Source organism: Serratia sp. BNK-10 (assembly GCF_047456065.1).
Lineage (GTDB): Bacteria > Pseudomonadota > Gammaproteobacteria > Enterobacterales > Enterobacteriaceae > Serratia > Serratia ureilytica.
Genome location: NZ_CP179894.1, coordinates 4,272,648 through 4,298,673, shown reverse-complemented (window position 1 = coordinate 4,298,673; position 26,026 = coordinate 4,272,648). Strand labels below are relative to the sequence as shown.

Sequence of the window (26,026 nt, the reverse complement as noted above, 5' to 3'; positions counted from 1 at the left end):
GATTAACGACGCGCGAGCAGCACGCCCAACACCACGCCGACCGCCGCGCCGATACCGATGCCGGTCCACGGGTTGTCGCGCACATAGTCGTCGGCCTGGCCGGCGATCTGTTTGGTTTGCGAAGCCAGCTTGTCACCGGCGTCGCTCAGGCGAGCGCGAGTCTCTTTCAGCGCGCCTTCCGCCTTCGAACGCAGCTTCTCCAGCTCGGCTTTCGGCTTGTCGGTGGAGGAGTTCAGCACTTCCTCCAGCGTATCGGCTAAGGACTTCAGTTCAGCGCGTAAGTTTTCTGCATTTGAATCTTGTGCCATGTGATTATTCCTTAACGTTTATTTCGACAGACTTTTAACATAGCGGATTTTTTCGCCGGAGCAAAGGGGTGATGACCAGCAGATAACACCAGACATCAATTCCATATGCTTAAGAAATCCCGTGTGATGGGGCTCTCATCGATAAATCCGCTGGTGTAAAAAAATTATTCCGCCTGGGCGCGTTTCAATTCAGCCTGCGCTTCGGCCAGCTTTTGCTGCTTCTTGGCGACCTTGTCCAGCTTGCCGGTTTGTTGCGCTTCTTTCAGCTCTTCCCGGCGCTCGTCCACCTTGCGCTGTTTCTCTGCGATATTTTTCTGGCGTTCGGCCTGCAGGCCGGCTTCGGTACAGTGGGTCTGCACTTCGCTCAGCGCTTTTTTCAGCCCATCCACGCGGTGGGTGTTGCCGTGCTGAGTCGCGTAGTCGATTTGCTGCTGGATATTTTGCGCTTTGGCGGCGCAGCCGCCCTCAGCGGCCGAGGACAGCGTCGGCAGCGCGCAGAGTGGCAGCAGCAGTAACAGTGAGTGGCGAAATTTCATTTCTCAGTTCCTTTTCATGGGATGCCTGAACAGGCATCCGCTTTCCTGACTGCCGGAGGCGGCAGCGCGAGAGGAGGGCGTTCATCGCCGGCTGAAGTTATCCTTCAGCATAGCCATGAAACCGGCACGCCCCCAAAGAATCAGCCGAAATTCGGCGCGACTGATTGTTTTTTGAGCTAAATGATGCGAATGAAAATGAAGATAACGGCAATGAAAGGAATCCCCTTCATTTGAAGGGGATTATCCCAGATTGAGTGGGGAGCGCGCAAATTCGCGCACCCAATGCGTTGGCACGGGAGATTCGCTCAGCGCGATGTGGTAACCGGGAGGCAGGATGGTTTGCAGCGCTTCGCGCGCCAGCAACTGCTGCTCCGGCGAATCCAGACGGATAACCAAGCCATCGCCTTCCGGCGTGATGCTTTTGATGCGGATACCGCGCTCATCCAGGCGCTGGTAGACATAAAAACCGTCGGGCAGCGACAGCCCTTGCTGGCTGGCGCGAATGCGCAGCTCGCTCTCGGTGCGCACCATGCAGGGCACCAACAGCGTCGCCAGCGCCAGCAGGGCGAGCGCGATCATCAGGACGTATTGCCAGCGCGGGCGCTTTGCTGTCACGCCCCTTTCCCCGGGTTCTGGCCGCTGGCGCGCTTCTTGCGCCATAGTACGATCAGCGAGCCGACCAGGCCGACCACCAGCAACACCAGCGGCAACATCATCAGGCAGAACATCAGCTGATCTTCATACTTGCGGAACACCGGAGTTTTTCCGAGGGCGAAGCCCAGCGTCGTCAGGATCAAGACCCACAGCAGGCCGCTCATCCAGTTAAAGAACTGGAAGCGTGCGTTGCTCAGGCCGGACAGGCCGGCGATGGTTGGCAGCAGGGTGCGCACGAAGGCCAGGAAGCGGCCGACCAACAGGGCGGAAAGGCCGTGGCGGTGGAACAGGTTATGCGCACGCTGATGGTAGTGGGCCGGCAGATGCGAAAGCCAGCCTTGCACCGTTCGCGTATTGCCGAGCCATCGGCCCTGTATGTAACTGACCCAGCACCCCAGGCTGGCGGCGACGGTCAGGATAACGATGGTCAATGGGAAGCCCATGGTGCCTTTGGCGATCAGCACGCCGACCAGGATCAGCAGGCTGTCGCCCGGCAGAAAAGCGGCCGGCAGCAGGCCGTTTTCCAAAAACAGGATCATGAACAGCAGGATGTAGAGGGTCCACACCAACGAAGGGTTCGCCAGCGTTTCAAAATCCTGCTGCCATAAGGCATGTATCAGTTCTTTAATGATGTCCATCCGGTGTTCCTAAAACGTCATTGTTTATTTTTATCTCAGCGGCGGAGCGGGCGTGGGCTGAAAGCGCGCGGCGATCCTGAATGCTGATAACGATGAAACGGCGTTGCTTTAAGGTTTCTAAGCGGTGCGACACCGGTCATAGGTGGTAAGTCAGCGTGCCACGGTACTGCATGTTGCTTTCTTTCCAGCCGGCCTGCCGACTTTGTTGCCTGGAGGCGTCCAGCATCCAGTCGACCTGGGCAAGCCGGTTGGGGGCCGGGGTGTCCTGGCGGGGGAAACGAATTCGGTAGCCCGGCTCTGCGGCCAGGGTATAGACCGGCGCCGGCAGGGAGGACGCGAGCAGCGAACCGGGGAAAGAGTACGCTCTGGGCAGCAGCAGCGGCAACTTGCCGGGCGCTTTGCGGCGCGCTTCGGCCGGTGCCCGATACACATGATCATAGGGGGAAAGCGCCGGCTCCGCCAGCAGCGGCAGGCTGCTCAGCGCGCTGGGGGTGGGCTTGGATGACGCCACGCATAGCTGTTGGCCGGAGACCGAACCGGTCCAGCAGAAAAGAGCAATCAGCATGGCAAACAACCAGCGCATTTATTCGCGTCCCGCCCCCGCAGCAATGGGTAAAAAAGTGGGCTAACTCTACCAAAATAGCACGATTGGCAACAGGGAAATCTACGTTGCCGACGGTGAAATAGTACACGGCAAACGGCGGTTCCGGCATCGATTCAGCGGATTTTACATTACCTGACATAAGCCGACGGTTTTTGACCGCCGTGGCTATTTCTGCTCGTGGCTCACGCCGTCCAGATGCACCACCGGGTTCTCGGCGAACAGATAGCGGTCGGCGTTGTATTCGAAGTCGTCGCTGGTGGCGTTGAACAGCATCTGCTTGGTGTTCTCCAGGTGCTGCCACATCGCCAGTTTGGCGGCGTAAGGATCTTTGCGCATCAGCGCCTTGAGGATCTGATCGTGATCGTCGCACCAGCTGGCGATCGAGCGTTCGTCGATATGCTCGTGCAGTTTCTTCCAGTAAGGGTTGTTGACCCGCTGCACCCACATTTTTTCCACGATAGTGGCCATGGCGGTGTTCTGGGTGGCCAGCGCCACCTGCACGTGGAACTTCAGATCCCACTGCGAGTCGCGGAAACGATCTTCTTTGCGGGCGTGCTCCTGGATCTCCATCAGTTGCACGATATCCTGCTTGGTCACCTGGGTGGCGGCGAATTCGGCGATGTTGCTTTCTATCAGCTGGCGCGCCTGCAGCAGCTCAAACGGGCCGGCGGTGGCGAACTCGATGCTGTCGCCCGGCACCACCAGGTGCTTTTGCTGGTTGGACACCACGTGGATCCCGGATCCCTTGCGCACGTCCACATAGCCTTCCACTTCCAGCATGATGATCGCCTCGCGCACCACGGTGCGGCTGACATTCATCTCTTCGGCGATGTATCGCTCGGCCGGCAGCTTGTCGCCTACCGGGTAACGGCCGCTTTCGATACGTTGCTTCAGCTCGGCGGCCAGTTGCTGATACAGGCGTCTGGTTTCAGTGAATTCCATAGTGAATGCTCTATACGGTGCGGTGGGAAGGGGCGCGTGGCCATCGGATTTGTTATACCACTTATTCGGCACCGCTGCCAGAGGAGCAAGGGGCCCGGCGCAGCGGCCGGGCGGGGGATCAGCTGCGCGCCGGGGCAGGCTGCAGCGCGGCCGGCTGCGGTTCGGCGGCCGGGCGGTTTTGCAGCACCGTCCAGATGACGATGGCGCCGAGAATGTCGAAGACCGACAGCGCGGCGAACAGCGGGCTGAAGCCGAGGGTGTCTGCCAGGGCGCCGACCACCAGGGCGAACAGCGTGCTGGCGGTCCAGGCCGCCATGCCGGTCAGCCCGTTGGCGGTCGCCACCTCATTGCGGCCGAACACGTCGGAAGAGAGGGTGATCAACGCGCCGGACAGCGCCTGATGGGCGAAGCCGCCGACGCACAGCAGGGCGATAGCCGCGTAAGGGCTGGTGAACAGGCCGATCATGCCGGGGCCGATCATCAACACCGCACCCATCGTCACCACCAGCTTGCGCGAGACGATCAGGTTGACCTTGAAATACTTCTGGAACAGCGGCGGCAGATAACCGCCGACGATGCAGCCGAGATCGGCGAACAGCATCGGCATCCAGGCGAACATGGCGATCTCTTTCAGGTTAAAACCGTAGGCCTTGAACATGAACAGCGGGATCCAGGCGTTGAAGGTGCCCCACGCCGGCTCCGCCAGAAAGCGCGGCAGCGCGATGCCCCAGAACTGGCGGTTGCGCACGATCTGCCAGGCGGACATCTTTTTGGCGTTAGAGGTCTGGTGCTGCGCTTCCTGGCCTTCGAGGATGTAACGGCGTTCTTCCTGGCTCAGTTTCTTCTGATCTTTCGGGTGTTTGTAGAACAGCAGCCAGCAGATGGCCCAGATCAGGCTCAGCACGCCGGTGATGATGAACGCCATCTCCCAGCTGTGCGCGACGATGGCCCATACCACCAGCGGCGGGGCGATCATGCCGCCGATCGACGAGCCCACGTTGAAATAGCCGACGGCGATCGAACGTTCTTTGGCCGGAAACCATTCGCTGCTGGCCTTCAGCCCGGCGGGGATCATCGCCGCTTCCGCCATGCCGACCGCGCCGCGCGCCAACGCCAGCCCGCCCCAACTGTTGGCCAACGCGGTGCCCATGCAGAACAGCGCCCACAGAATGGCGAACATGGCGTAACCGACCTTGGTGCCCAGCACGTCCAGCACGTAGCCCGCCACCGGTTGCATCACGGTGTAGCACGCGGAGTAGGCGGCGACGATATAGGAATACTGTTGGGTGGTGATGTGCAGCGTATCTTCCAGCGTCGGCGCCGCCACGGCGATGGCGTTGCGGGTCAGGTAACCCAGCACGGTGCCGATGGTCACCAGTCCGATCATGTACCAGCGTAACCCTTTAATTTTACGCATCCGAAGTGTCTCCCCGTTTGAAGGTGTGGCCGTCGATGCGGCTGGCGAGACAATAACCTGTCATACAGGTTTAAAAGTTGAGTGATATCACAAAAGGAATTATTCGCCTGAGCAATACTGTGGCCGGTGAAATAGGGCATTTTTGCCGGTAAATTGAGCGAAAAAAGGCGTAGAGAGAGGATGAACGGCAGACCTCGGGAAAAATTTGCTGGACGCTAGTGAAAATTGGTGTGATAACTTTTGTGATTCGAACCCCGTGCCGCACGGCAAGTAAGGAGCCCGAGATGGCGACGTTTTTGAGCGAAGATTTCCTGCTGGACAGCGAATTTGCCCGGCGCTTGTATCACGACTACGCGGCGCAGCAGCCGATTTTCGATTACCACTGCCATTTGCCGCCGCAGCAGATCGCGGAGAATACCCGCTTCAGCAACCTGTACGATATCTGGCTGCGGGGCGATCACTACAAATGGCGGGCGATGCGCACCAACGGCGTGGCGGAGCGGTTATGCACCGGCGATGCGGGCGATCGCGAGAAATTCGACGCCTGGGCCGCCACGGTGCCGCACACCATCGGCAACCCGCTCTATCACTGGACGCATCTGGAGCTGCGCCGCCCGTTCGGCATCACGGATATGCTGTTATCGCCGGCCACGGCGGATGAAATCTGGCAGCGCGGCAATGCGCTGCTGGCGCAGGATGCGTTTCGCGCGCGCGGCATCATGCAGCAAATGAACGTGAAAATGGTCGGCACCACCGACGATCCGATCGACGATCTGCGTCATCATCGGGCGATCGCCGACGATCGCAGTTTCGCTATCAAAGTGCTGCCGAGCTGGCGGCCGGACAAGGCTTTCACCATCGATGCGCCCGGCTTCAACGACTATCTGCAGCAGTTGGAGGCGGCGGCGGACACCGCCATCGGCCGCTTTAGCGCGCTGTGCGACGCCCTGTACAAGCGCATGGATCACTTTGCCGCCCACGGCTGCAAGGTGGCCGATCATGCGCTGGACGTGGTGGTGTTCGGCGAGGCCGATGAAGCGGCGCTGGATGCGATCCTGCTGCGCCGCCTGAACGGCGAGCTGCCGACGCCGGAACAGAGCGCCCAGTTCAAAAGCGCGGTGCTGCTGTTTTTGGCCGGCGAATACCGGCGTCGCGGCTGGGTGCAGCAGTATCACATCGGCGCGCTGCGCAATAACAACAGCCGCATGTTGGCCGCCGTCGGGCCGGATATCGGCTTCGACTCGATCAACGACCGGCCGCTGGCGGAACCGCTGTCGCGGCTGCTGGATGCTCAGGCGCGGCAGGGCGGTCTGCCGAAAACCATTCTCTATTGCCTCAATCCGCGCGATAACGAAGTGATCGGCACCATGATCGGCAATTTTCAGGGGGAAGGCACGCCGGGCAAGATGCAGTTCGGCTCCGGTTGGTGGTTCAACGATCAGAAGGACGGCATGCAGCGCCAAATGACGCAGCTGGCCCAGCTCGGGCTGCTGAGCCGCTTCGTCGGCATGCTGACCGACAGCCGCAGCTTCTTGTCTTATACGCGCCATGAATACTTCCGCCGCATCCTTTGCCAGATGATCGGCCGCTGGGTGGCGGACGGCGAAGCGCCGGCGGATATCGCGCTGCTGGGCGAGATGGTGAAAAACATCTGCTTCGACAACGCCAAAAACTATTTCGCCATTGAACTGGCGTAGCCGTTATCCGGGACCGGTTTATGCAAAGTACGATAAAGATTCACGAGCAGGATAACGTGGCGGTGGCGCTGCGCGATCTGGCTGCCGGAGAGCGCGTTGAGCTGGAAGGCGCGGTCGTCAAACTGGCGCAGCCGGTGGCGCGTGGGCATAAATTTGCGCTCGGCCCGATCGCCGAGGGTGAAGACATCATCAAATATGGCCAGCCGATCGGCCATGCGCTCGCGGCCATTGCGCCTGGGGAGCATATTCATTCGCAAAACGTCAAAACCAACCTGAGCGATCTGGACAGCTACCGTTACCAGCCGCAGTTCCCGACGCTGCCGCCGCAGGCGGCGGATCGCGAGGTGCAGCTGTACCGCCGGGCCAACGGCGAAGTGGGGATCCGCAACGAGCTGTGGATCGTGCCGACCGTCGGCTGCGTCAACGGTATCGCTCGCCAGATCCAGCAGCGCTTTTTGCAGCAAACACAGGCGGACGGGATCGACGGCGTGCATCTGTTCAGCCACCCGTTCGGCTGCTCGCAGCTGGGGCAGGATCATGCCAACACCCGCATCATGCTGCAGAACATGGCGCGCCATCCCAACGCCGGCGCGGTGCTGGTGATCGGGCTGGGTTGCGAGAACAATCAGGTGGATGCTTTTCGCGCCACGCTGGGGATAGGGGACGAGCGGCGGTTGCGCTTTATGGTGTGCCAACAGCAGGACGACGAAGTGGAGGCCGGGCTGGCGCTGTTGCACGAGCTGTATCGGGAGATGCGCCACGATCGCCGCGAGCCGGGCCGCCTGAGCGAGCTGAAGTTCGGCCTGGAATGCGGCGGTTCGGACGGGCTGTCGGGCATTACCGCCAACCCGCTGCTGGGGCGCTTTTCCGACTATGCGATCGCCAACGGCGGCACCACGGTGCTGACCGAAGTGCCGGAGATGTTCGGCGCCGAGCGCATTCTGATGAGCCGCTGCCGCGATGGAGAAACCTTCGACAAAACCGTCGACATGATCAACGATTTCAAACGCTATTTCATCGCCCATCAGCAGCCGATTTATGAGAATCCGTCGCCGGGCAACAAGGCCGGCGGCATCACCACGCTGGAGGAGAAGTCGCTTGGCTGCACCCAAAAGGCGGGGCTAAGCCAGGTGGTGGACGTGCTGAAATACGGCGAGCGGCTGCGCGTGCCGGGGCTGAATCTGCTCAGCGCGCCGGGCAACGACGCGGTGGCGACCAGCGCGCTGGCCGGCGCCGGCTGTCATATGGTGCTGTTCAGCACCGGGCGCGGCACGCCGTACGGCGGCTTTGTGCCGACGGTGAAGCTGGCGACCAACAGCGAGCTGGCGGCGAAGAAACCGCACTGGATCGATTTTGACGCCGGCAGCCTGATCCACGGCGTGGCGATGGAGACGTTGCTCAGCCGCTTCATCGATCTGATTGTCGAGATTGCCAACGGGCGTCCGGCGCGTAATGAAACCAACGACTTTCGCGAGCTGGCGATCTTTAAAAGCGGGGTGACGCTGTAAAGCTGACAAAAAAGGCGCTCGAGGGAGCGCCTTTTTATGAAGCAACGCGCGATTAACGCACCTTCAGCGGGTCTTCGTTCGCCAGCCGCTGGTCTTCCGCCTGGCAGGCGGCGGCGGTGAACAGCACGTCGGTGGAGGAGTTGAGGGCGGTTTCAGCCGAATCCTGCAGCACGCCGATGATAAAGCCGACCGCCACCACCTGCATCGCCACGTCATTCGGAATGCCGAACATGTTGCACGCCAGCGGGATCAGCAGCAGCGAGCCGCCGGCCACGCCGGAGGCGCCGCAGGCGCACAGGGCGGCCACCACGCTCAGCAGCAGGGCGGTCGGGACGTCCACCGCGATGCCCAGCGTGTTTACCGCCGCCAGCGTCAGCACGGTGATGGTGATCGCCGCGCCGGCCATGTTGATGGTGGCGCCCAGCGGGATGGAAACCGAGTAGGTGTCCTCATTCAGGTTCAGCTTTTTGCACAGCTCCATGTTCACCGGGATGTTGGCGGCGGAGCTGCGGGTGAAGAAGGCGGTCACGCCGCTCTCGCGCAGGCAGGCGAACACCAGCGGATACGGGTTGCGGCGGATCTTCCAGTACACGATCAGCGGGTTGAGCACCAGCGCTACCAGCAGCATGCAGCCGATTAACACCATCAGCAGTTGCGCATAGCCCCACAGCGCGCCGAAGCCGGTTTCCGCCAGCGTGGAGGCCACCAGGCCGAAGATGCCGAGCGGCGCACAGCGGATCACCGCGCGCACCACCAGCGTGACCGCATGGGACATGTCGTTGATCAGCCCCTTGGTGGTTTCGGAAGCGTGGCGCAGCGCCAGCCCCAGCCCGACGGCCCACGCCAGAATGCCGATGTAGTTGGCGTTAATCAGCGCATGGAACGGGTTGGCCACCACGCTCATCAACAGGCCCTTCATCACGTCCACGATGCCGCCTGGCGGGGTGATGTCGGTTGCGCCGGTGGTCAGCGCCAGCGTGGAAGGGAAGATAAAGCTGACGACGACCGCCACCAGCGCCGCAGCGAAGGTGCCCAGCAGATAGAGGAACAGGATGGGGCGAATGTTGGTTTTCTGCCCCTGTTTATGGTTGGCGATCGAGGCCATCACCAGTATCAGCACCAGCAGTGGCGCTACCGCCTTCAGCGCGCCGACGAACAGGGTGCCGAGCAGGCCGACGGCCGCCGCGGCCGCCGGCGAAACCAGCGCCACCAGAATGCCGGCCACCAGGCCGACCATGATTTGTTTAACCAGGCTGCCCTGAGTCATCCTTTGTAGTAGTTTTTGCATAGTGCTTCTCTTCCTGATGTTATCTGGCCGCCGCGGCGGGAACGACGCCGGGCAGCTTTATATGATTCTGTAACTAAGTGTGTTTGCCGAATCAGTATTCAGTAATCGAATGATGTTGGAAAGAGGCGAGGGTGAAATTCTGAGCGCGGATCAACACTTGATAACATACTGGTTACATTTGTGTGATCGTAATAACGTTTGGCGTTTTGGGGGAATTGCCAAACAATCGCGGGGCGACTAGCGCCCCGGATAACAGATTATGGTTGTTTCTTCGCCAGGCGATCGTTGCGGCGATTGACCCAGGCGTTGATCAGCAAGGTGAGCGTCAGGATGCCCGCCACCACGCCGAGCGAGATACCGATCGGGATGTGGAAGAAGTCGATTATCAGCATTTTGATACCGATAAACACCAGGATCACCGACAGGCCGTATTTCAGCATCGAGAAACGTTCCGCCACGTTGGCCAGCAGGAAGTACATGGCGCGCAGGCCCATGATGGCGAACAGGTTAGAGGTCAGCACGATGAACGGGTCGGTGGTCACGGCGAAGATCGCCGGGATGCTGTCCACCGCGAAAATCACGTCGCTCAGTTCCACCAGGATCAGCACCAGCACCAGCGGGGTGGCGAACAGGATGCCGTTGCGGCGCACGAAGAAACGCTCTCCTTCCAGGCTGTCGGTCATGCGCAGGCGGTTGCGCAGCCATTTCACCAGCGGCTTGTCGCCGATTGCCGAGTCGTCTTCCTTCGCCAGCGCCATCTTGATACCGGTGAACAGCAGGAAAGCGCCGAACAGATACAGCAGCCACTGGAACTGGCTGACCAGCCAACTGCCGGCGAAGATCATGATGGTACGCAGCACGATCGCCCCCAACACGCCGTAGATCAGCACCCGCCGCTGCAGGTTGGCCGGCACGGCGAAGTAGCTGAACAGCATCAGCCAGACGAACACGTTATCCACCGCCAGCGCTTTTTCGATCAGGTAGCCGGTCAGGAAGGCCAGCGCCTGGGTATCGGCGACGGCGCGCCCGGCGGTTTCATTCAGGTAGTACCAGAAACCGAAATTAAACAGCAGAGAGAGGCTGACCCACACCAGCGACCAACTGGCGGCCTGCTTCAGGGTCATGGTGTGCGCGCCTTTACGGCCCTGCAACAGGAGATCGATTGCGAGCATCACGACTATGACGGCGGCGAAGCTGCCCCACAACCACGGTGTGCCAACGGAATTCATCATCAGAGGTATCCTTCAAAAACAAAAACGGCCAACGTCGGAAGACGCCAGCCGCTCTGTGAACGCTGCAAGCAAACCTCGCCTTCCGGCAAGGTCTCACTTACAACGTTGATGAAGGTGGTTACACCTTTGACATCAGGTTGCCCGGTAACCGGATGCTTGCGCATCGTAATGACGATTGACCGGCAATGAAGTTACTCCCCTTTGCAGAGCAGAAAGTAATGCAAAATGTGTCGGCGGTCAACGTGAATCGCGTTAGCCGGCCAACGCTTTTTGCGCGCCCAGGCTGACGACGAATCCCTGCAGCAGCAGGCGGCTGAACGGCGTGTCGCTAACCTGTTGTTGTTGCTGCTGATAGCGGGCCTGCTGCTCGGGATGCAGCTCGCCGAGCCACTGCAGATACTGGCTCATCACCGCGCCGTTGAATTCCGGGTGGAACTGGGTGGTCAGGGCATGATCGCCATAGCGCAGGATCTGGTGCGCGTCCTGCTGCGAACGCGCCAGCGTCTGCGCGCCGGCGGGCGGCGTCAGCACGCTCTGCGAGTGGATCAGGTTGGCTTTGAAGCGCGGTGGCAGCAGGGTGAGCCGCCGGTCTTCGGCCGCGGCGGGCAGCAGTTCGATCTCCAGCGTGCCCACCTCCATGCCCTGCGGGTGGTAACCCACTTCGCCACCGAGCGCGTAGGCCAACAGCTGGTGGCCGTAGCAGACGCCGAACAGCGGCAGTTTGATCGCCATCGCCTGGCGCAGCCACTCGGCCGCCGCCTCGCTCCACGGCAGCTGTTCGGTCACCATCGCCGGCGAGCCGGTGATGACCACGCCGCAATAGGCGGCCGGCGGCAACGGCCGCTTGCCGGCAGGCAAGTGTACGATGTGCGCGCGTTCGGCGTCGATATTGCCCTGTTGCAGGAACATGCCATCAAAGTTGGCCAATTCCTGACGAATGGCCTGCGGCGCGTCGCCGGTTTGCATCACGAGCAGCGGTTTCATCTCATTCTCCGTCGGCGGGGAAGACGACGCCGGTCTGGCGGCGGATATCGGTCAGCAGGCGGGCGACGATCAGCGAATTCTCCAGCCCCGGATGTTCCACCCGGTGATTTTCCACCAGCTCGGCGAAGGCCAGCGCTTCATACAACATGGTGTTGATGTGCTGCGGCTGGCTCAGATCCTGGCGGTTGCCGCCGCGCGGCGTCAGCGCCACGCCCTGGCACTCGGAAATCTTGTCGATAATCAGCGTGCCTTCCTCTCCCTGGATCTCGCTGGGGATCGTCGAGTCGCTGACCTTGGAATGGGAAAGCGTGACGTCGAAATCGCCGTAGTTCAGGCAGACGGTGCCGTGGGCGTCCACGCCGGTCTCCAGCAGTGTGGCGCTGGCGAGCACCGACTGCGGCGCGCCGAACAGCGCCACCGCGCTGGCCAGGCAGTAGTAGCCGATATCCATGATCGAGCCGTTGGAGAACTGCGGGTTAAACGTGTTGGGGTTCTCGCCGGCCAGGTAGCGCGGGTAGCGCGAAGAGTATTGGCAATAGTTGATGAAGGCTTTGCGCAGCCGGCCGACTTTCGGCAATGCCTGCTGCAGCGCCAGAAAATTCGGCAGATAGGCGCTTTTGAACGCTTCGAACAGCACCACCTGATTTTCCCGCGCGCAGGCCGCCAGCTGTTCCGCTTCGCGCTGGTTGGAGGCCAGCGGTTTTTCACAGATCACGTGCTTTTTATGGCGCAGGAACAGCAGCGATTGCGGGCAGTGCAGGGAATTGGGGCTGGCGATATATACCGCGTCTATGGCGTCGGACTGGGCCATCGCCTCGAGCGAGTCGAAAAACTGCGTGACCTGATAGTTGGCGCCAAACGCCTGCGCCTGTTCCAGCGAGCGTGAATACACGGCGCTCAGCTTGAGTTTGCCGCTTTCATGGGCGGCATCAATAAAACGTTCCGTAATCCAGTTGGTGCCGACGACGGCAAAGCGAATCATGGCGAGCTCCGGTCCAGGCTTAAAACCGCAGATTATCACGCCCTCATTCGCTATGCATACAGCTCGCCGAACAGCGAAAGGTGCGTCAGATACAGCCGGGTATCGAACTCCAGCTGGTGGTAATCCGGTTCCATATGGCAACACAGGCTGTAGAACGCCTTGTTGTGATCTTTCTCTTTCAGGTGAGCCAGCTCATGCACCACGATCATGCGCAGGAACGGTTCGGGCGCGACCTTGAACACCGTCGCCACGCGAATTTCCGCCTTGGCTTTCAGCTTTCCGCCCTGCACGCGGGAGATGGCGGTGTGCAGGCCCAGCGCGTGCTTCATGACGTGGATCTTGCTGTCGTAGGCCACCTTGCTCAGCGGCTGGGCGTTGCGCAGATACTGGTTTTTCAGATCGACGGTAAACTGATACAGCGATTTGTCGGTGGTGCAGTCGTGCACCTGCGGATAGCGCTGCAGCAGCACGTCTCCCAGCCGGTTCTGGTGGATCAATTGCTGCACCTGGCTTTGCAGATGCGCCGGGTAGCCTTGCAGGTAGGTCAATTCAGACATTCTTGTTCCGTATCAACGGTCATTCAGCCGGTCATTCTATGCTGTTTTTTCGCTCAAATCCTGACAGACGCAATTTATCCGAAAAAACATTTTACTGACGGGCGTTTTTAGGGGATAAACAGCCCAAATTTTATCAGTCAGGAGGGGCAATGAGCCAACTCGATCTGGGAACACAGCAACTTGAGCTGGAGCGTTATCCCCAACAGGAAGAATCCACCCAACTGCAGGCGTGGGAAGCGGCGGACGAATATCTGCTGCAACAGCTTGAAAACGTAGATATCGGTGGCCGCCCGGTGCTGATTTTCAACGATAACTTCGGCACCCTGGCCTGTGCGCTGCACGCGCATCGTCCTTACAGCGTCAGCGACTCGTACATGAGCCAGCTGGCGACGCGTCACAACCTCAAGCTCAACGGTCTGGATCCTGAGCAGGTCACACTGTTGGACAGCCTGGCCGAGCTGCCGGCGGCGCCGGCGGTGGTGCTGATTCGCGTGCCGAAAGCGCTGGCGCTGCTGGAACAGCAGCTGCGCGCGCTGCGCCACGTCGTGACCAAAGACACGCTGATCGTTGCCAGCGCCAAAGCGCGCGACGTGCACACCTCGACGATGCAGCTGTTTGAAAAGGTGCTGGGCCCAACGCGCACCAGCCTGGCGTGGAAGAAGGCGCGCCTGATCTTCTGCCAGGCGGCGGACATCGTCCCGCCGGCGGCGGCGGAAACCACCAACTGGACGCTGGACGGCACCGATTGGCTGATCCACAACCACGCCAACGTCTTCTCGCGCGGCAGCCTGGATATCGGCGCGCGCCTGTTCCTGGATCATTTGCCGCGCGGCCTGAACGGCCATATCGTCGATCTGGGCTGCGGCAACGGCGTGATTGGCCTGACGGCGCTGGCGCAGAATCCGGACGCGCAGGTGACTTTCGTCGATGAATCCTACATGGCGGTGGCTTCCAGCGAGCTGAACGTGGAGCACAACCTGCCGCAAGAGCTGGACCGCTGCCAGTTTGAGGTGAACAACGCGCTGGCGGGCATCGAGCGCGAAAGCGTGCAGGCGGTGCTGTGCAACCCGCCGTTCCACCAGCAACACGCCATTACCGATCACACCGCCTGGCAGATGTTCTGCGACGCCAAGCGCTGCCTGCAAGTGGGCGGCGAACTGCGCATCGTCGGCAACCGTCACCTCGACTACCATCAGAAGCTCAAACGTCTGTTCGGCAACTGCACGCTGGTGGCCTCGAACAAGAAGTTCGTGATCTTGAGAGCGGTGAAATCCGGCGCGCGTCGCTGAGCGTGAATAACAAGGGGCGCGATGCGCCCCTCAGGCTGTAGACAAAGGGGGAAAAAGCGTGGTTTTTCCCCCTTTGTGGTTATCAGCCGAAAATCAATAAATTGATTTTCCTTGTTTTCTATTCGCTGCTCTCTGCCACCCCGGCATAGGGATGAGGTTTGTCATCAATATCAGGGGCGCGGTGCGCCCCTTTTTTACAGCGCCATCGCCAGCCGCGTGCCCTGATCGATCGCGCGGCGGGCGTCCAGCTCGGCGGCCACGTCGGCGCCGCCGATCAGATGCACGGTTTTCCCCATCGCCAGCAGCGGCTGCTGCAGTTCGCGGCGCGGTTCCTGCCCGGCGCAAATGACCACCGTGTCCACCGGCAGGCAGCTGTCTTGCTCGGCGCGGGTGATGTGCAGCCCTTCATCGTCGATCAGCCGATAGCTGACGCTATTGAGCATCTTCACGCCGCGCATCGCCAGGCTGGCGCGGTGGATCCAACCGGTGGTTTTCCCCAGGCCTTCGCCCACCTTGCTGGTTTTGCGCTGCAACAGGTAGATCTGCCGGGCGGCGCACGGTGCCTGCGGGCCTTGCGCCGCCAGCCCGCCGCGCTGTTCAAGGCGGCCGTCGATGCCCCATTCGCGGTTGAATTCCGTCTGATCCAGGCTGCTGGAGACGCCGTGCTGGCTAAGGTACTCGGCGGTGTCGAAGCCGATGCCGCCGGCGCCGATGATCGCCACCCGCTGGCCGACCGGTTTTTTATCGCGCAGCACATCCAGATAGCTCAGCACCTTGGCGTGCCCGATGCCGGGAATATCCGGGGTGCGCGGCACGATGCCGCAGGCGAGGATCACCTCATCGAATTCGCTTAAATCCGCCGCCTCGACCTTGACGCCCAGTTTGACCGTCACTTCACGCAGCGCCAGCTGACGGCGGAAGTAACGCAGGGTTTCATGGAATTCTTCCTTGCCGGGGATCTGCTTGGCGATGTTGAACTGGCCGCCGATCTGCTCGGCGGCGTCGAACAGCGTCACCTGATGACCACGGCTGGCGGCGGTGGTGGCAAACGCCAGCCCGGCGGGGCCGGCGCCGACCACCGCCAGTTTTTTCGGCTTTTCCGCCATCGTCAGCGGCATTTCGGTTTCACGGCAGGCGCGCGGGTTGACCAGACAGGAAGTCAGCTTGCCTTCAAAGATCTGGTCGAGGCAGGCCTGGTTGCAACCGATGCAGGTATTGATCTCGTCGGCGCGCCCCTCGGCGGCTTTCTGCACAAAGGCGGCGTCGGCGAGGAACGGACGCGCCATCGACACCATGTCGGCGCAGCCGTCCGCCAGCACCTGCTCGGCCACCGCCGGATCGTTGATACGGTTGGTGGTGATCAGCGGGATGCTGACCTTGCCCATCAGCTTGCGGGTCACCCAGCTGAATCCGGCGCGCGGCACCATGGTGGCGATGGTCGGAATACGCGCTTCGTGCCAGCCGATGCCGGTATTGATGATCGTGGCGCCCGCCTGTTCGATCGCCAGCGCCAGCTGCTCGATCTCCTGCCAGCTGGAGCCGTCTTCCACCAGATCGAGCATCGACAGCCGGTAGATCAGAATGAATTCCGGGCCCACGGCCTGGCGTACCGCCCTGACGGTCTCGACGGCGAAGCGCATGCGGTTGGTGAAGCTGCCGCCCCATTGGTCGTCGCGCTGATTGGTGCGCGTCGTCAAGAATTGGTTGATCAGATAACCCTCGGATCCCATCACCTCAACGCCGTCATAGCCGGCCTGCTGCGCCAGCGCCGCGCAGCGGGCGAAGTCGGCGATAGTCTGCTCGATCTCCGCTGCGCTGAGCGCGCTCGGCGTAAACGGGTTGATCGGCGCCTGCAGCGCGGAAGGGGCCACCAGCTTGGGTTGATAGCTGTAGCGGCCGGTGTGCAGGATCTGCAGCGCAATTTTGCCGCCCGCCCGGTGGACGGCTTCAGTCACCGGGCGGTGGTGAGGCAATTGCGCCTCGCTGTTGAGGATCGAACCGCCGCGAAACACCACGCCCTGTTCGTTCGGGGCAATGCCGCCGGTGACGATCAGCGCCACGCCGGCGGCGGCGCGCTCGGCATAGAACGCGGCCAGGCGCTGCGGGCCGTCGGGCAGCTCTTCCAGGCCGGTATGCATCGATCCCATCAGCACCCGGTTTTTCAGGGTGGTGAAGCCGAGATCCAGCGGCGCCAGCAGGTGAGGGTAATTGCTCATTGCACTCTCCATCGGGTGAAATCGGGGCCCGTTGTTATAATTATGTGAACACAAGTGGTCGGATGAGATAAATCTAGCCGTTGTCACGCCGCTTGGGAATCTGCGTTGCGCCGAATGTGATAGATGTCATGAATCTCAGACTCTGTTTGCATAACGAACAAAAGATCGGTTAGCCTTTACGCGTTGTAAATTCCTTCTCTCTGCGGAGCCATTACCGAAAATGAACACCCACACCTGTTGATATCGTGTCCCACGCTGTGCGCTCTCGCGCCCTGTGGGGATGTTTTGATCTCATTCAGGAGTGCTTATGGCTCATTCAGCGCAGTCCCCTTATTTCGTTTTACATCAACTGACCTGCCAATTTGCTGACGGCGAAACGCTGTTCGGCCCGCTGGATCTTGCTTTCGACCGGCAGCGCTGCGGCCTGGTAGGGCGCAACGGCGTCGGCAAAACCCAGCTGCTGCGCCTGATCGCCGGGCTGGATCAACCGGGCAACGGGCACGTCGAATCTCATGCCGCAGTAGCTTACGTTGCACAGCAACCGGAGATCGCCGCGGACACCACGCTGGCCCAGCTGTTGGGCTATGGCGAGGCGTTCGCCGCGCTGGCGCGTCTCGAGCAGGGGCGGCCGCTGGCGGACGATATCGATCGTCTGGAAGGGCGATGGGATCTCCACGATCGCCTGCAAAACGCCTTCGCCGCCGCCGGGCTGCCGGCCTTCGATCCGTTGCGATCCGCCAGTTCGCTGAGCGGCGGCGAGCGGATGCGCGCGGCGCTGTGCGGCGCCTTGCTCGGCGAGGCGGATTTTCTGCTGCTGGACGAACCGACCAACCACCTCGACAGCGTCGGGCGCGCCTGGCTGTATCAGCAGCTGGATCAGTGGCGGGGCGGGTTGCTGATCGCCAGCCATGACCGGCAGCTGCTGGCGCGCATGGAGCGCATCGTCGAACTGACGCCCGGCGCGCTGCGCAGCTACGGCGGCAACTATGATGACTACCGGCGCCAGCGCGATACAGAGCAGCAGGCGGCGCGCGCCGATCTGGAGCATGCGCGCGAGGAGCGCCGCCGCACCCGCGCCCGCCAACAGAAAGAGCACGACATGAGCCAGCGGCGCTCGGCGCAAACGCTGCGCGTCGTCGATACGCTGAATATCGCCTCTTTCGAGCGGGTGGCCTACAAGTCGGCGGCGAAAGAGAGCCTCGGCACGCTGCGCAAACAGCATCAGGATCGGCGCGACAGCCTCGATGCGGCGGTGCGCGAAGCCTACCAGCGGGTGGAAGAGGAACCGCCGGTGTTGCTGGCGCTGCCGGGCAGCGAAGTGAACGCGAACAAGCAGGTGCTGGTGCTCGAGCGGCTGCAGCTGCCGTTCGTCAGCGCGCCGCCGCTCGATCTGCGTATCGACGGCCCGATGCGCGTGGCGTTGACCGGCCCCAACGGCTGCGGCAAATCCACTTTGCTGAAGACTATTCTCGGCCGGCTGGCGGCGCTTTCCGGCCATTGTCATTGTCCGCTGTCGACCGCCTACCTCGATCAAACCCTGTCGCAGCTCGACCCGGGCCTGTCGGTGATGGAGCATCTGGGGCTACAGGATTCGCCGTTGGCGGAAGGCGCGTTGCGCACCCGGCTGGCACAGTTGCAGCTTGGCGCGGATCGCATCGCGTTGCCGCTGGGCTCGCTGAGCGGCGGTGAAAGGCTCAAGGCGGCGTTGGCCTGCGCGCTGTGGCGGCGACAACCGGCGCAGCTGCTGTTGCTCGACGAGCCGACCAACCACCTGGATCTGGCGTCGTCGTTGGCGATTGAAACCGCGCTGGCGGATTTCCCCGGCGCGATGATGGTGGTGTCGCACGACGAAGACTTCCTGCAGGCGCTGCGGCCGACGCACCGCCTGCACCGACAGGCAGACGGCTGGTGGCTTCAGGCCTGGTGAGGCAGGTGGGCGGCGCTCTGACTTAGTGCGGGGCGTTGATGCAGGCCAGCAGTTGGGTGAAGGCGGCGGCCATCTGCTCTTCCGGCACGCAGGCAAAACCCATCAGCAGGCCGCGCCGCCGATTGGGCAGCATGTAGTAGCGCGACAGCGGCCGCACCAGCACCCCTTGCGCGCCGGCGGCGGCGGCGATCGCCACGTCGTCGGCCTCGTCCGGCAGGTTGAGGATCAGGTGCAATCCGGCGTTGCTGTTGAACTCGCTGAGCGCCTGTTTGCCGAGGTGCCGTTCGATCAAGCCGGTCAGGAAGGCGCGCCGCCGGGCGTACAGCAGCCGCATGCGGCGGATATGCGCGGTGTAGTGCCCCGCCTGGATGAACTCCGCCAGCGCGCTCTGGATCAGCAGGTGCCCGCCGCGGTACAGCTCGGCGTGGGCGGTTTTCAGCGCCTGCACCAGCGGCGGCGGCAACACCACATAGCCGAGGCGCAGCGCCGGGTAGAGTGTTTTGCTGAAGGTGCCGATGTAAATCACCGGCGCGTCGGCTTCCAGCCCTTGCAGCGCCGGGATCGGTTGGCCGGAAAAGCGGAATTCGCTGTCGTAGTCGTCCTCGACGATCCAACCGCCGGCGTTGCGCGCCAGCGCCAGCAGCCGTTGGCGGCGCGCCAGGCTCATCACCGAGCCGAGCGGATACTGATGCGACGGGGTAACGAAGATCAGCCGCGGCGGGTTGGTCGGCTGCTCCGGCGGCACCAGCCCGGCTTCGTCCACCGCCAGCGGGCAGATGTTCAGCGCATTGATGCGCAGAATATTGCGGATCCCCCAATAGCCCGGCTCTTCGATCCAGGCGTCATCCCCCGGATTGCACAACATGCGCGTCACCAGATCGATCGCCTGATGGATGCCCTCGGTGATCAGGATCTGTTCCGGCGAACAGCGCACCGAGCGCGCCACCCGTAAATACTCCACCAACGCATGCTGCAGCTCCGGGCTGCCGCCCTGATTGCTGTAGGTCAGCCGCTGCGGCGTCGGGCGGCGGCTGAGGCGCGCCTGGATCTTGCTGAACAGCTGATGAGGAAAGGCGTTGACGTCAGGGACGCCGGGAATGAACGCCCCCCACTGTTTGGGGCTGGCGCTGGCGTGGTGCAGCAGCGTGGCGCCGCGCTCCGACAGTTCGACGCGCCGCGGTTGCCCGCTGCCGTCCGCCGGGGCGCCGCCGGTGGAGAGGCAGCTGTCCGGCACCGTGTCGGCGACGAAGGTGCCGCTGCCGGCGCGCGCCGACACGTAGCCTTCCGCCAGCAGTTGTTCATAAACGGTTAACACGGTGTTGCGGGACAGGCTGAGCTCCTGCGCCAGATCGCGTGAGGCGGGCAGGCGGCTGGAGGGCGGCAGGCTGCCGTCGAGAATGCTGGTGCGGATCGCGTTGTAAAGCCGCTTGTGCAGCTTGTCATCGGGCTGTTCGCCGAGGCGCTGCAGCAACAGATCACCACTCAATGAGCGCAATTGGATCCCTCAATTATTCGTAACTGGCACTCGATTATAGGGCCACATCCTGTGTAAATAAACGGCATTGTTTCACGAATGTGAACGAAACGTGTAACTGGCATCGACCGGAGAGAACAGCATGAAAAACGCAGAATTGAACCAACGCCGTCAGGACGCCACCCCGCGCGGAGTGGGCGTGATGTGTGGTTTTTACGCCGAGCGCGCAGAGAACGCCACGCTGTGGGATGTGGAAGGCAAAGAAGTGATCGACTTTGCTTCGGGGATCGCCGTGCTGAACACCGGGCACCGTCACCCGAAGGTGATCGCCGCAATTGAAAAGCAGCTGCAGGCCTTCACCCACACCGCCTATCAGATCGTTCCTTACGAAAGCTATGTTTCTTTGGCGGAGCGCATCAACCAGCGCGCGCCGATCGCCGGTCCGTGTAAAACCGCTTTCTTCACCACCGGCGCGGAAGCGGTGGAAAACGCGGTGAAGATCGCCCGCGCTTACACCGGCCGTCCGGGCTTGATCACCTTCGGCGGCGGCTTCCACGGCCGCACCTATATGACCATGGCGCTGACCGGCAAAGTGGCGCCTTACAAACTGGGCTTTGGCCCATTCCCCGGCTCGGTGTTCCACGGCCAGTACCCGAACGCGCTGTACGGCGTGACCACCGAAGACGCGATGAACAGCCTGGATCGCCTGTTTAAAGCGGATATCGATCCCAAGCAGGTGGCGGCCATTGTGCTGGAGCCGGTGCAGGGTGAGGGCGGTTTCAACGTGGCGCCGGCTGATTTCATGCAGGCGCTGCGCGCGCTGTGCGACCAGCACGGCATCCTGCTGATCGCCGACGAAGTGCAGACCGGCTTCGCCCGTACCGGCAAGCTGTTCGCCATGGAGCATTACAGCGTTAAGCCCGATTTGATCACTATGGCGAAAAGCCTGGCGGGCGGCATGCCGCTGTCGGCGGTGGCGGGCCGCGCCGAGGTGATGGACGCGCCGGCGCCGGGCGGGCTGGGCGGCACCTATGCCGGTAACCCGCTGGCGGTGGCCGCCGCGCACGCGGTGCTGGACGTGATCGACGAAGAGCAGCTGTGCCAGCGCGCTCAGCGCTTGGGTCAGCACCTGGTGGAAGTGCTCCAGCAGGCGCGCAAAACCAGCCCGGCGATCGCCGATGTGCGCGCGCAGGGATCGATGGTGGCGGTGGAGTTCAACGATCCGGTTACCGGCAAGCCTTCGGCGGAGATCACCCGTCAGGTGCAGCAGAAGGCGATGGAGGAAGGGCTGCTGCTGTTGAGCTGCGGCGTGAACGGCAACGTGATCCGCTTCCTCTACCCGCTGACCATCCCGGACGATCAGTTCACCAAGGCGATGGGCATTCTGTCCCGCGCGCTGGCCCACTAAGGAGCGATCGGCATGAAATTGAACAATCCCGAGCTGTTGCGCAGCCAGTGTCTGATCAACGGCGAATGGTGCGATGCCCTGAGCGGCAAGCGCGAAGCGGTGATCAACCCGGCCACCGGCGCCGAGCTGGCCAGCATTCCGCTGGTCAGCGAAGAGGAAACCCAGCAGGCGATCGCGGCGGCGCAGCGGGCGCAAAACGAGTGGAAACAGCTGACCGCCAAGCAGCGTTCCGCGCTGCTGTTGGCCTGGGCCGACAAGGTGCTGGCCGCGCAGGAAGATCTGGCGCAGCTGATGACCGCCGAGCAGGGCAAATCGCTGGCGGAAGCGCGCGGCGAAGTGGCCTACGCCGCGTCGTTCATCACCTGGTTCGCCGAAGAGGCCAAGCGGGTGGACGGCGCGGTATTGCAGGCGCCGCAGGCTTCGCAGCGCCTGGTGGTGGTGAAGCAGCCGATCGGCGTGTGCGCGGCCATCACCCCGTGGAATTTCCCGGCGGCGATGATCACCCGCAAGGTGGCGCCGGCGCTGGCGGCCGGTTGCGCCATCATCGTCAAACCGGCCGAGCAAACGCCGCTGACCGCGCTGGCGCTGGCCAAGCTGGCACAGGACGCCGGCATTCCCGCCGGCGTGTTGCAGGTGGTGACCGGCGAAGCGGCGCAGGTGGGCAGAGTGCTGTGCGACAGCCCGGTGGTGCGCAAGCTGAGCTTTACCGGTTCGACCGAGGTCGGCCGCATCCTGATGGCGCAGTGCGCGCCGAGCATCAAGAAACTGTCGCTGGAGCTGGGCGGCAATGCGCCGGTCATCGTGTTTGACGACGCCAATCTGGACGCGGCGGTGGCGGGCATCATGGCCTCCAAATTCCGCAACAGCGGCCAGACCTGCGTGTGCGCCAACCGTATCTACGTGCAGGACGGCATCTACGAGCGGCTGGCGGAGAAACTGGTGGCGGCGGTCGAGCAGTTGAAAGTCGGCGACGGCAGCCAGGAAGGCACCACCCAGGGGCCGCTGATCGACAGCGATGCGGTGGCGAAGGTGCAGAGCCATATCGACGACGCGCTGATCAAAGGGGCGCAGATCGCCACCGGTGGCCAGCCGCACGCGCTGGGCGGCACCTTCTTCCAGCCAACGGTGGTGACCGGCGTAACGCAGAAGATGCGCTTCGCCAAAGAAGAGACCTTCGGGCCGGTGGCGCCGCTGTTCCGCTTCCATGACGAGGCAGAAGCCATCGCCATGGCCAACGACACCGAATTCGGCCTGGCCGCCTACCTGTTCACGCAGAACGCCGCGCGCCAGTGGCGCGTGCCGGAGGCGCTGGAGTACGGCATGGTCGGCATCAACACCGGGCTGATTTCCAACGAAGTGGCGCCGTTCGGCGGCGTGAAACAGTCAGGGCTCGGGCGTGAAGGATCGCGCTACGGGATAGAAGAATATCTGGAGCTGAAATACCTGTGTATCGATGTGAGCTGTTGAGCGTCAGGACGTTAACCCATCCCGGCGGCCAGCGTCGCCGGGCGATAAAGGATGATGCATGTCTGATAATATCTCTGTTTCTCCGGCGCTTGCCGCCGGGGTGCGAGCACCTGCACCCGCCAAATCGTTAAGTTTCCTCGAAGGGGTGGCGATGATCGTCGGCACCAACATCGGCGCCGGGGTGCTCTCCATCGCCTACGCCTCCAGCAAGGCCGGCTTTCTGCCGCTGCTGTTCTGGCTGGTGCTGGTGGGAAGCCTGACCACCATCACCATGCTGTACGTTGCCGAATCCACGCTGCGCACCCGCGCGCATCTGCAGCTGAGCGGGCTGGCGAAGCGCTACGTCGGCGGCCTGGGCGCCTGGCTGATGTTCGCTTCGGTGTGCGTCAACAGCGTTGGGGCGCTCACCGCCTATATGACCGGCAGCGGCAAGCTGCTGCAATCGCTGTTCGGCATCTCGCCGGCGCTGGGCAGCCTGCTGTTCTTCGTGCCCGCCGCCGGCGTGCTGTACCTCGGTTTGAAAGCGATTGGCCGCGGCGAGAAGTTCATCAGCATCGGCATGGTGGTGATGTTGACCGCCCTGGTGGCGGCGACGCTGCTGAAAGACACCACCCAGATGCGCAACCTGTTGGACGGCGACTGGCGCTATATGGTGCCGGTGTTCAACGTGGTGGTGTTCTGCTTCTCGGCGCAATACATCGTGCCGGAAATGGCGCGCGGCTTTGCCGACAAACCGGAGCAACTGCCGAAGGCGATCATTGTCGGCATGGTGGTGACGTTCATTTTGCTGGCGGCGGTGCCGATGTCGGTGATTGCGCTCAGTGGGCTGGATGACATCTCCGATGTGGCCACCATTTCCTGGGGCCAGGCGCTGGGGCAGTGGGCGTTCTTCTCCGCCAACATCTTTGCGCTGTGCGCGATGCTGACCTCGTACTGGGGATTGGGCGGCAGCTTCCTGACCAATATCTTCGACAAGTTCCGGCTGGGCAACGACGAGCTGCCGCTGCGCCGTTTCGGCGTGCTGCTGCTGGTGGTGGTGCCGCCGTTCGCGCTGGCTTACAGCGGGCTGGTGTCGTTCGTCAACGCGCTCTACTTCGCCGGGGTGTTCAGCGGGGTGATCCTGTCGATCATGCCGATGCTGATCCTGCGCGGCGCGCGCAAACACGGCGACCAAACCCCACGCTGGCAGTGCAACTGGATCACGCATCCGCTGCTGCAGATCAGCATTGTGTTGCTGTACCTGGCCAGCGCGGTGTACGCCATCGCTTCATTGTTAGGCTATCTGCCCTCTGGATGGTGATTTGCCTTCCCTCAAGCAGTGATGTTGTTTCTCGGCATTGAGAACGGCGGCGTCGTGGCCGCCGATTTTTTTCTCACGCGCGCCGCTTTTCCGACAACGCCAGCCAGGCCTGCACCGACGGGCGCTGCCACTGCTTGTGCGCATAGTGGCGCACGCGCTCCGGCACCGGATCGCCGTGCATCACCAGCCGGTTGAGCATCAGCGCCAGATCGGTGTCGGCGATGCACCACTCCCTGAACAGATTGTCCTGCCCGTGGCTCAGCAGCTTTTCCACGGCGGCGATCAGCTTGCGCGCGGCCTCCTGCGCGGCTTCGGACAGCGGCGGGAACTTGCCGTTGTTGAACACCACCTCGGTCGAGCGCTCGGCGCGGATCGGCAGCAGATCGCTGCGCAGCCAGGCCTGGATCTCGCGCGCCTTGGCGCGCAGCTTCACGTCGCGCGGGTATACGGCGTGGGCTGGATGGATGTCTTCCAGGTATTCTGCGATCGCCGAAGACTCCGAGAGCTGGAACTCGCCGATCGCCAGCGTCGGCACCCGGCGGGTGAGCGACAGCGCCGCGTAGGCCGCCTCTTTGTTCTCTTCTTTCGCCAGGTCCACCGGCTTCACGGTGAACGGAATGCCTTTTTCCGTCAGCACGACAAAGGCGGACATGGCGTACGGGCTGAAAAATTCACTGTCGGTATAAAGCTCGGTGATCGGTTGAGACATCGGCGGTTCCTCGGGGTTAAGGGGGGAACATTCATCATTGTTGAGGGGAGGCTAAAAATCAATCTGTTAGCCTAAAAGTTCTTTTATGACGCGGCGGACGGCGGCGCTGGCGCGACGTGATATATTTGTTGCCAACACGTGAATTGGGCCGTATCGGGTAACATGAAGACGCAGTGGATAGAACGGGTAAGAGTGGGAGTTGCGCGCCTGTGGCCGCACCCGCTGGCGGTGGGCAAGCGAGAGATGCTGATTTCCAGCGTCGGCGCCGGTTTGGGGCTGATGCTCGCCGGCTGGATCAGCCACTTTATTTTGGGTGAGGTGAACCTGTGGTTTATCGCGCCGATGGGCGCTTCGGCGGTGCTGCTGTTCGGCGTGCCCAACAGCCCGCTGGCGCAGCCCTGGTCGATCGTCGGCGGCAATGCGCTGGCGGCGACGGTGGGCGTCAGCGCCGGTCTGCTGATCCCCGATCCGGGCCTGGCCTGCGGCGTGGCGGCGGCGGTGGCCATCGGCCTGATGTTCAAGCTGCGCTGCCTGCATCCGCCGGGCGGCGCGGTGGCGCTGACCGCCATCCTCGGTGGCCCCGGCATTCACCAGATGGGCTATCACTTTGTGCTGTACCCGGTGCTGCTGAACTCGGTGCTGCTGGCGGCGCTGGCCATTCTGTTCAATAACCTGGCCGGGCGACGCTACCCGCACGCGCTGGCGCCGGCGGAGGCCAAGCCGGCCAATCTGCCGATCGATGCCGTTGCCATCACCCGCGCCGATCTGCACGAGGCGCTGATGGAGGGAGATTTGTTCGATATCGACGAGGACGATCTGCAGGAGATCCTGCTGCGCGCCGAGCAGCTGGCGCATCAGCGGCAAAGCAAGGCCGCCTGATCAGCCCAGC

Annotated in this window: 23 protein-coding genes; 8 read left to right on the top strand and 15 right to left on the bottom strand. The window is 62.4% G+C overall.

Annotation, left to right across the window (positions count from 1 at the left end):
* Window positions 1-2: 2 nt before the first annotated feature.
* From ACMGG9_RS20655 to ACMGG9_RS20625, 7 genes are all read right to left on the bottom strand, one after another.
* Window positions 3-308 (bottom strand): DUF883 family protein, encoded by a 306-nt coding sequence (locus tag ACMGG9_RS20655; RefSeq protein WP_147880646.1) that lies wholly within the window; start codon window positions 306-308, stop codon window positions 3-5.
* 164 nt (window positions 309-472) lie between these two features.
* A complete protein-coding gene (locus ACMGG9_RS20650) occupies window positions 473-844 on the bottom strand; it encodes a DUF1090 domain-containing protein (protein WP_033644521.1) in 372 nt (123 codons plus the stop codon).
* A gap of 240 nt (window positions 845-1,084) precedes the next feature.
* Window positions 1,085-1,423, bottom strand: a complete 339-nt coding sequence (gene mzrA, locus ACMGG9_RS20645; protein ID WP_033644522.1) for an EnvZ/OmpR regulon moderator MzrA — start codon at window positions 1,421-1,423, stop codon at window positions 1,085-1,087.
* A 32-nt stretch (window positions 1,424-1,455) separates the two neighbouring features.
* Window positions 1,456-2,136: a DedA family protein gene (locus ACMGG9_RS20640; protein WP_033644523.1), complete on the bottom strand. Its 681-nt coding sequence runs from the start codon at window positions 2,134-2,136 to the stop codon at window positions 1,456-1,458.
* A gap of 136 nt (window positions 2,137-2,272) precedes the next feature.
* Window positions 2,273-2,719 carry a hypothetical protein gene (locus ACMGG9_RS20635; protein ID WP_033644524.1) on the bottom strand — a complete coding sequence of 149 codons (447 nt, stop codon included), beginning with the start codon at window positions 2,717-2,719 and terminating at the stop codon, window positions 2,273-2,275.
* Window positions 2,720-2,905: 186 nt separating this feature from the next.
* Window positions 2,906-3,682 (bottom strand): transcriptional regulator ExuR, encoded by a 777-nt coding sequence (exuR, locus tag ACMGG9_RS20630; RefSeq protein ID WP_033651265.1) that lies wholly within the window; start codon window positions 3,680-3,682, stop codon window positions 2,906-2,908.
* 118 nt (window positions 3,683-3,800) lie between these two features.
* Complete coding sequence (locus ACMGG9_RS20625; RefSeq protein ID WP_033651266.1) at window positions 3,801-5,099, bottom strand: MFS transporter; 1,299 nt, start codon at window positions 5,097-5,099, stop codon at window positions 3,801-3,803.
* Between the two features lie 284 nt (window positions 5,100-5,383).
* Between ACMGG9_RS20625 and uxaC the strand changes: the two genes are divergently transcribed.
* Both uxaC and ACMGG9_RS20615 read left to right on the top strand, forming a co-directional pair.
* Entirely contained in the window at window positions 5,384-6,796 is a 1,413-nt protein-coding gene (uxaC, locus tag ACMGG9_RS20620) for a glucuronate isomerase (RefSeq protein ID WP_047026549.1), read from the top strand.
* Between the two features lie 20 nt (window positions 6,797-6,816).
* Window positions 6,817-8,304 carry a UxaA family hydrolase gene (locus ACMGG9_RS20615; protein WP_103101392.1) on the top strand — a complete coding sequence of 496 codons (1,488 nt, stop codon included), beginning with the start codon at window positions 6,817-6,819 and terminating at the stop codon, window positions 8,302-8,304.
* A 52-nt stretch (window positions 8,305-8,356) separates the two neighbouring features.
* Here ACMGG9_RS20615 and sstT read toward each other — a convergent pair whose 3' ends face one another.
* From sstT to ACMGG9_RS20590, 5 genes are all read right to left on the bottom strand, one after another.
* Window positions 8,357-9,592, bottom strand: a complete 1,236-nt coding sequence (gene sstT / locus ACMGG9_RS20610; protein WP_028128305.1) for a serine/threonine transporter SstT — start codon at window positions 9,590-9,592, stop codon at window positions 8,357-8,359.
* A gap of 257 nt (window positions 9,593-9,849) precedes the next feature.
* Window positions 9,850-10,824, bottom strand: coding sequence for a TerC family protein (locus ACMGG9_RS20605; RefSeq protein ID WP_033651269.1), 975 nt, complete (start codon window positions 10,822-10,824; stop codon window positions 9,850-9,852).
* Window positions 10,825-11,076: 252 nt separating this feature from the next.
* Window positions 11,077-11,808 carry a glutamine amidotransferase gene (locus ACMGG9_RS20600; protein WP_033651270.1) on the bottom strand — a complete coding sequence of 244 codons (732 nt, stop codon included), beginning with the start codon at window positions 11,806-11,808 and terminating at the stop codon, window positions 11,077-11,079.
* A 1-nt stretch (window position 11,809) separates the two neighbouring features.
* Window positions 11,810-12,790 (bottom strand): Gfo/Idh/MocA family protein, encoded by a 981-nt coding sequence (locus ACMGG9_RS20595; RefSeq protein WP_089192275.1) that lies wholly within the window; start codon window positions 12,788-12,790, stop codon window positions 11,810-11,812.
* Between the two features lie 50 nt (window positions 12,791-12,840).
* Window positions 12,841-13,347 (bottom strand): M48 family metallopeptidase, encoded by a 507-nt coding sequence (locus ACMGG9_RS20590; RefSeq protein WP_033632026.1) that lies wholly within the window; start codon window positions 13,345-13,347, stop codon window positions 12,841-12,843.
* Window positions 13,348-13,496: 149 nt separating this feature from the next.
* Between ACMGG9_RS20590 and rlmG the strand changes: the two genes are divergently transcribed.
* Window positions 13,497-14,636 carry a 23S rRNA (guanine(1835)-N(2))-methyltransferase RlmG gene (gene rlmG, locus ACMGG9_RS20585; protein ID WP_342173943.1) on the top strand — a complete coding sequence of 380 codons (1,140 nt, stop codon included), beginning with the start codon at window positions 13,497-13,499 and terminating at the stop codon, window positions 14,634-14,636.
* 194 nt (window positions 14,637-14,830) lie between these two features.
* Here the strand turns inward: rlmG and ACMGG9_RS20580 are convergent, their stop codons facing one another.
* Window positions 14,831-16,852, bottom strand: coding sequence for an FAD-dependent oxidoreductase (locus ACMGG9_RS20580; RefSeq protein ID WP_414161696.1), 2,022 nt, complete (start codon window positions 16,850-16,852; stop codon window positions 14,831-14,833).
* A gap of 307 nt (window positions 16,853-17,159) precedes the next feature.
* Between ACMGG9_RS20580 and ACMGG9_RS20575 the strand changes: the two genes are divergently transcribed.
* Window positions 17,160-18,779, top strand: coding sequence for an ABC-F family ATP-binding cassette domain-containing protein (locus ACMGG9_RS20575; RefSeq protein WP_414161695.1), 1,620 nt, complete (start codon window positions 17,160-17,162; stop codon window positions 18,777-18,779).
* Window positions 18,780-18,801: 22 nt separating this feature from the next.
* Here ACMGG9_RS20575 and ACMGG9_RS20570 read toward each other — a convergent pair whose 3' ends face one another.
* The gene (locus ACMGG9_RS20570) at window positions 18,802-20,274 is read right to left on the bottom strand and encodes a PLP-dependent aminotransferase family protein (protein WP_033644537.1); all 1,473 of its coding nucleotides are present in this window, start codon (window positions 20,272-20,274) and stop codon (window positions 18,802-18,804) included.
* 121 nt (window positions 20,275-20,395) lie between these two features.
* Here ACMGG9_RS20570 and ACMGG9_RS20565 point away from each other — a divergent pair, with 121 nt between their 5' ends.
* From ACMGG9_RS20565 to ACMGG9_RS20555, 3 genes are read left to right on the top strand one after another with little or no spacing between them, the layout of a single operon-like run.
* Window positions 20,396-21,661, top strand: coding sequence for a 4-aminobutyrate--2-oxoglutarate transaminase (locus ACMGG9_RS20565; protein WP_033651276.1), 1,266 nt, complete (start codon window positions 20,396-20,398; stop codon window positions 21,659-21,661).
* A gap of 12 nt (window positions 21,662-21,673) precedes the next feature.
* A complete protein-coding gene (locus ACMGG9_RS20560) occupies window positions 21,674-23,128 on the top strand; it encodes an NAD-dependent succinate-semialdehyde dehydrogenase (protein WP_147880639.1) in 1,455 nt (484 codons plus the stop codon).
* A gap of 58 nt (window positions 23,129-23,186) precedes the next feature.
* Complete coding sequence (locus ACMGG9_RS20555; protein ID WP_004937169.1) at window positions 23,187-24,428, top strand: amino acid permease; 1,242 nt, start codon at window positions 23,187-23,189, stop codon at window positions 24,426-24,428.
* A 73-nt stretch (window positions 24,429-24,501) separates the two neighbouring features.
* On the opposite strand, the gene yfcF is transcribed toward ACMGG9_RS20555, so the two are convergent.
* Window positions 24,502-25,137: a glutathione transferase gene (gene yfcF / locus ACMGG9_RS20550; RefSeq protein ID WP_004937171.1), complete on the bottom strand. Its 636-nt coding sequence runs from the start codon at window positions 25,135-25,137 to the stop codon at window positions 24,502-24,504.
* Window positions 25,138-25,299: 162 nt separating this feature from the next.
* On the opposite strand from yfcF, the gene ACMGG9_RS20545 reads away from it, so the two are divergent.
* Window positions 25,300-26,016 (top strand): HPP family protein, encoded by a 717-nt coding sequence (locus ACMGG9_RS20545; protein WP_122004387.1) that lies wholly within the window; start codon window positions 25,300-25,302, stop codon window positions 26,014-26,016.
* The last annotated feature ends 10 nt before the right edge of the window (window positions 26,017-26,026 follow it).